This is a genomic window from Candidatus Magnetaquicoccus inordinatus (genome assembly GCF_004217665.1).
GTDB classification, from domain to species: Bacteria; Pseudomonadota; Magnetococcia; order Magnetococcales; family Magnetaquicoccaceae; genus Magnetaquicoccus; species Magnetaquicoccus inordinatus.
The window spans coordinates 1-4,810 of record NZ_RXIU01000241.1 but is presented as its reverse complement, the minus strand read 5'-3'; the positions used below and the strand labels follow the sequence as shown (position 1 = coordinate 4,810).

The following is a 4,810-nucleotide window of genomic DNA, read 5'->3' as shown; positions in this document are numbered from 1 at the left end:
TAGCGGCATTGGCAAAAGAGACCATAAACGCCTTGTCGGTATAAAAAGAGGCTGTTGTGCTGGTCCAGTAATTCGTGAATTGCGGATTCAAAAAGGGATGGTCGTTTGGCAATGCCGGATTTTCACGCCCCAAATCCAACAGACTGCTCAACTCCTTGCGATTTGGCAGCCGCCACATCCCAACACCAGAACCATCGCTCAATCCACATTGTCCACTGCTTAAATTATTTGCCTGATTCAGAGCCGTGGTCCAGTCACTCCCTGGGTAACAATCCGCCTGACGCAACCACACCAAACCCGTCAGATGATCGGTCACAGTACCTTGAGTCACAGTGAATCGTGTGGCCTCTGACCAGACCACGCCTATTTTAGGAGAGGCGTTTTTTGCCACGTCAACATCTTCTTCAGGGGTGAGGGTTCGTTGAATCGTTTGTAAAAATTCCAAAGAATAATTTTGGGCAAGGTGGGTGGTTGCAAGCACAACCCATTTGAATAAACGATTGACAGCATTGCCATAACCATCTTGAAGAAACAGGCGGATGGGATGGCCATCAAATGAGATATCTTCAGGACCGGGTGGGGCAATATTCATTATCAAAGAATCCCCAGCAGTGAATATCGCACCCGTGCAGTTGGCAATAATGGGTACTGTTGGGGGAAATGAAAGCTTGTTAGTACTCGAATCGGTTTCCACACACCATTGATACCCGCTCCCACTCCCACCCAGTGGGGTAAACTTGACGTCAGGATACGATTCATTGACCCTTCCAACCGGCAAGGCATCTGCAACAATATTCAAGGTTGATTTCGACTCCAACCCCTCACACCCGACATTTTTTTTGAGTTCGTCCAATGTTACCCACTCCAACAAATCGTCCACATTCGGGCTGGGGGGGGGATTGGGAAAGAGGGTGTTATCTGTGGCAATGGAACCCTCAACCTTGATCGGGGGTGGGGTGGCATTGACAACCCCATTGCGACCTTTGCTCCAAATGACAAATGCCACAGCCACGGTGTTGCCAAGCGTATCCACGGTTATTTTGAACGGTGGGGTGAGGGGAGTGGCGCAGATGGCTTTGGATGACATCAAACGACTGTCAAAGGCATAGCCGGTTGGGTTCTGATATCCATCTTTCAAACTGGGAACGACCTTGGGGTAGTCTGCCAGAGATGGGAGTTGCCCATTGGCCATGGCGTAACCCATCACAGCGTTTTTGTTGGCATGCAAAATGGAAACTGTCTGTTCGCGGCCTATGGTTTCCAGATTGGGGGAGAGCAATGGCAAAATAGAGAGACCAACCCCAATGAGGATCATGATCATGGCCAATCCAACCAAACTGAATCCAGCGGATTTTTTGAATTCCATGATCCATTCCAAAAAATTTATGGGGTGACGAAGAGAGAGAACCGTCGGTTGACAATCCGAGGCGTATTGTTGCTGTCCTTTAAAAATACTATAAAATCATAGGGACCGCCTTGATCGTTAGTGTCAAAGGGCGTGTTTCCAGATAAAGCAAGCGTATTCCCAGAAATATATACAGAAGTTGGTTTGGCGCAGTCTCCGAATAAATTGACAGGTGTCACGTCAGTAATGCCCTTAAAAGTCATATTGTTACTGATGGTAGTCGCCGGAAACTCCACACACCACGAATAGGGAGCAACCCCACCTTCTGGTGTGAATTGGACTGCTCCATAAAGGGAGGGTCCCACTCTCCCCACAGGCAGGGCATCTGCCAGAATTTTCAACGAATTTCCCCCACACCCTGCCGCTGCCTTCAATTCCGAGATCGTGGCCCACCCCACCAGGTCATCTTGGACATTACCCGTTGTCTCCGAATAAATCGGAACCGTATAGGTTGCAGCCGCAGTGATTGCCTCAGAGGTTTTCGCCGGGGCTGTGACACCATCATATCCTTTGCTCCAAATGACAAAAGCGACATTGTTGACCGTAAAATTGACCGATCCGTCTGCCTTCAAGACTTGAACACTCAAATTCGTGGCATCTCGATTGCATACATTGCCATTTTCGATAAAATTATTATCATAAGCATATAACAATGCATTCTGCTGCGCATCCAAAAGGCTTCTGGCCACACCGCTCAACGTGGTTGGCAATAATTTCTGCGCCCCAGCATAACCCACCAAGGCTTTGACCGCATCTTGGACCACGACTTCATTTTTGTTCTTGAGTGCCTGTCTCATGGACGGCCCAAACACACTGATCCCTCCAGAGATGATTAATCCAATGATGATCATGACAATGGAGAGTTCAATGATGGAAAATCCCCCTGCATGGGAGTACGCTATGGACCCTTTTTTCATGGAAGTCACCTTATTCAGCACTTTCTGGGGTCAGCATCATGCAAATGGATTCGGGTTTGGATACAGGTCCGATTCTGGCCATGGAAAAGCGTGATTTGGTGCCATCCATGACGGTTGGGCAATTGCATGACGAGTTGTCTTTGTTGGGGGCGGAATTGCTCATCAAGACTGTGGCAGAACTCAAGGCAGGGATCATTGCACCTGCATCCCAACCCAAGGAGGGAGTACTGTATGCCACCAAGCTGACGCGGGAGGATGAAAAGATTTGCTTTGCAAACAAGGCGGATTTTGTGCAGCGTCACATTTTGGCTCTCAATCCGTGGCCAGGGGCTGTGGCTGTATTGGAGGGCAAGCCCATCAAGATTTTGAGTTGTCGCGTGGCCCATGGCGTGGGGAAGGTGGGGAGTGTGATCGCCATTCACCCAGAGGGTCCAGAGGTGGCGTGTGGAGAAGGCTCGGTGATCGTGACAGAGGTTCAAGTGCCAGGCAAGCGGAGAATGACGGCGGCTGAATGGATGCGTGGGCATGCTTTGAAGATGGGTATGCAGTGGCAATAAACAGTTTGGAAAAGAATGATCTGACTGTATGTTTGTGAGGGAAATGGCCATGACGATTGCGGAACGTGTGTATGAACAAACCAAGATGCTGCCTGACCATTTGGCGTGTGAGGTATTGGATTTTATTGGTTATTTGATGGAAAAGGAAGAGCGTGCCACGTGGGATGATTTGATGCATGCCCAGGTCGCGAGCCTTGAAGCGGTGTGGGACAATGACGAAGATGAGGTATGGGATCTGTTGGTTACGCACGGATCGGATTGTGACATTGGACATTATGTGGATCGTCAGACAACGCGGTGCTAAACTTTCATAGACAACCTATAAAAACAATTCTAATCACTGGTTGTTCCAGTGGGATTGGTTTGTGTGTAGCGCAAGGGTTGCGAGAGCGTGGATATCGGGTATTTGCCACTGCACGGAAACAAGAAGATGTAAAAATATTGCAACAAAAAGGATTTGAATCTTGTTATCTGGATCTTGATGATTCTGATTCTATTCATCGTGCGGTGGATTGGGTGTTGCAGCAGACTGGAGGCACCTTGGATGCCTTGTTTAATAATGGGGCCTATGGTCAACCGGGTGCTTTGGAGGACATTTCCAGGGAGGCGTTGCGGGCGCAGTTTGAAACCAATGTTTTTGGAACCCATGAATTGACATCTTTGATATTGCCAGTGATGCGACGACAAGGATATGGTCGTGTCATTCAGAACAGTTCTGTGTTGGGATTTGTGGCTTTGCCGTTTCGTGGGGCGTATGTGGCCAGCAAGTTTGCCTTGGAGGGGTTGACCGAGACCCTGCGTTTGGAATGGCAAGGGAGTGGGATCTATTTTTCGTTGATTGAGCCTGGGCCGATTCATTCGGATTTCAGAAGAAATGCCACATTGTCATTTCAACGTTATGTGGATTTGAATAAAAGTTGTCGTCAGTTGGATTATCAACTCCTGGAAGCGCGTTTTCAAAAGCAGGCCGAGGAGGGTGGGGCACGTTTTTCTTTGCCCCCTGAGGCGGTTTTGCACAAGGTGATCCATGCCCTGGAGAGTCGCCGTCCCAGGGTGCGTTATGGAGTCACCCTGCCAACCCATATTTTTGCCCTGTTGCGTCGTATTCTCCCGCGTCGGGTGTTGGATCTTGTTTTGGTGCATGGATAATTGGGGCAACCGGGCTGATTTGACTGGTTGCAATTGGCCGATATTCCAAAAAGAATTTAACAAGACCGATCCATTATTTTCCACCTCGGACTGGCCAAACATGATAAGAGGAGGTCTTGTTTTCACTGCGAATTTCACCCATGCTGAATTGGATCGTCCAGCCATTCTGTGCATCCTGTGCGGTACTGCTCGACCAATACGCATCATCCGTATGGGGCCAAGTCTCATCCACTGGAGTGACATTGGAAAAGGGATGGGCTAATGGCAATGCCGGCATAACAGGTGGGATGGCAGGAGGTAAAAGGGTGGTATTGCTGCCCATATCCAGCAAACTCTCCAATTCAGAACGTGAGGGCAGCCGCCAATCACTCTTGGAACCAAGATAAACAGGGGCAACAGAACAGTTTTTGTTGGTCAGGTCATTGTTCAAGTCGGCTATTTTGTTCAATGCATCCGTCCAGCTCATGGAAATCCCCCAGCATTTGGCGTTTTTCATCCAGGTCAGACCTGTCAAAAGATCGATCACACTCCCATCCCCTTGATCACTGAAGCGCGGTGCGGGCCAGGCAACTCCCTTTTGCAATGCACCGTCATCTCGGGTGTGATAGGAAATGATCTGCCCACTCTTGGGAACCAATGTCGTGCCAGTGACAGGATCTCGCACGGCCATGAAATGGGCTGTGTTCAGTGTGTTATCGACTGCAATAGCGGCATTGGCAAAAGAGACCATAAACGCCTTGTCGGTATAAAAAGAGGCTGTTGTGCTGGTCCAGTAATTCGTG

6 protein-coding genes are annotated in these 4,810 nt (G+C 49.1%); 3 read left to right on the top strand and 3 right to left on the bottom strand.

The genetic code is table 11. The annotated features are described in order from the left end of the window. On the bottom strand, positions 1-1,366 hold a 1,366-nt coding region (locus EJP87_RS13810), incomplete at its 3' end, for an Lcl C-terminal domain-containing protein (protein ID WP_130472449.1). A 17-nt stretch (positions 1,367-1,383) separates the two neighbouring features. After that, positions 1,384-2,322 (bottom strand): hypothetical protein, encoded by a 939-nt coding sequence (locus EJP87_RS13805; protein ID WP_130472448.1) that lies wholly within the window; start codon positions 2,320-2,322, stop codon positions 1,384-1,386. A 38-nt stretch (positions 2,323-2,360) separates the two neighbouring features. On the opposite strand from EJP87_RS13805, the gene EJP87_RS13800 reads away from it, so the two are divergent. Genes EJP87_RS13800 through EJP87_RS13790 form a run of 3 tightly spaced genes read left to right on the top strand, consistent with a single transcriptional unit; the run spans position 2,361 to position 4,028 of the window. Continuing rightward, a complete protein-coding gene (locus tag EJP87_RS13800) occupies positions 2,361-2,879 on the top strand; it encodes a methionyl-tRNA formyltransferase (protein WP_130472447.1) in 519 nt (172 codons plus the stop codon). 49 nt (positions 2,880-2,928) lie between these two features. Then, positions 2,929-3,183: a DUF2281 domain-containing protein gene (locus EJP87_RS13795; protein ID WP_227657650.1), complete on the top strand. Its 255-nt coding sequence runs from the start codon at positions 2,929-2,931 to the stop codon at positions 3,181-3,183. 17 nt (positions 3,184-3,200) lie between these two features. Beyond that, a complete protein-coding gene (locus tag EJP87_RS13790; RefSeq protein WP_130472450.1) occupies positions 3,201-4,028 on the top strand; it encodes an SDR family NAD(P)-dependent oxidoreductase in 828 nt (275 codons plus the stop codon). Between the two features lie 73 nt (positions 4,029-4,101). On the opposite strand, the gene EJP87_RS13785 is transcribed toward EJP87_RS13790, so the two are convergent. Continuing rightward, positions 4,102-4,810 (bottom strand): Lcl domain-containing protein (locus tag EJP87_RS13785; RefSeq protein WP_130472446.1); only part of this gene is annotated, 709 nt, incomplete at its 5' end.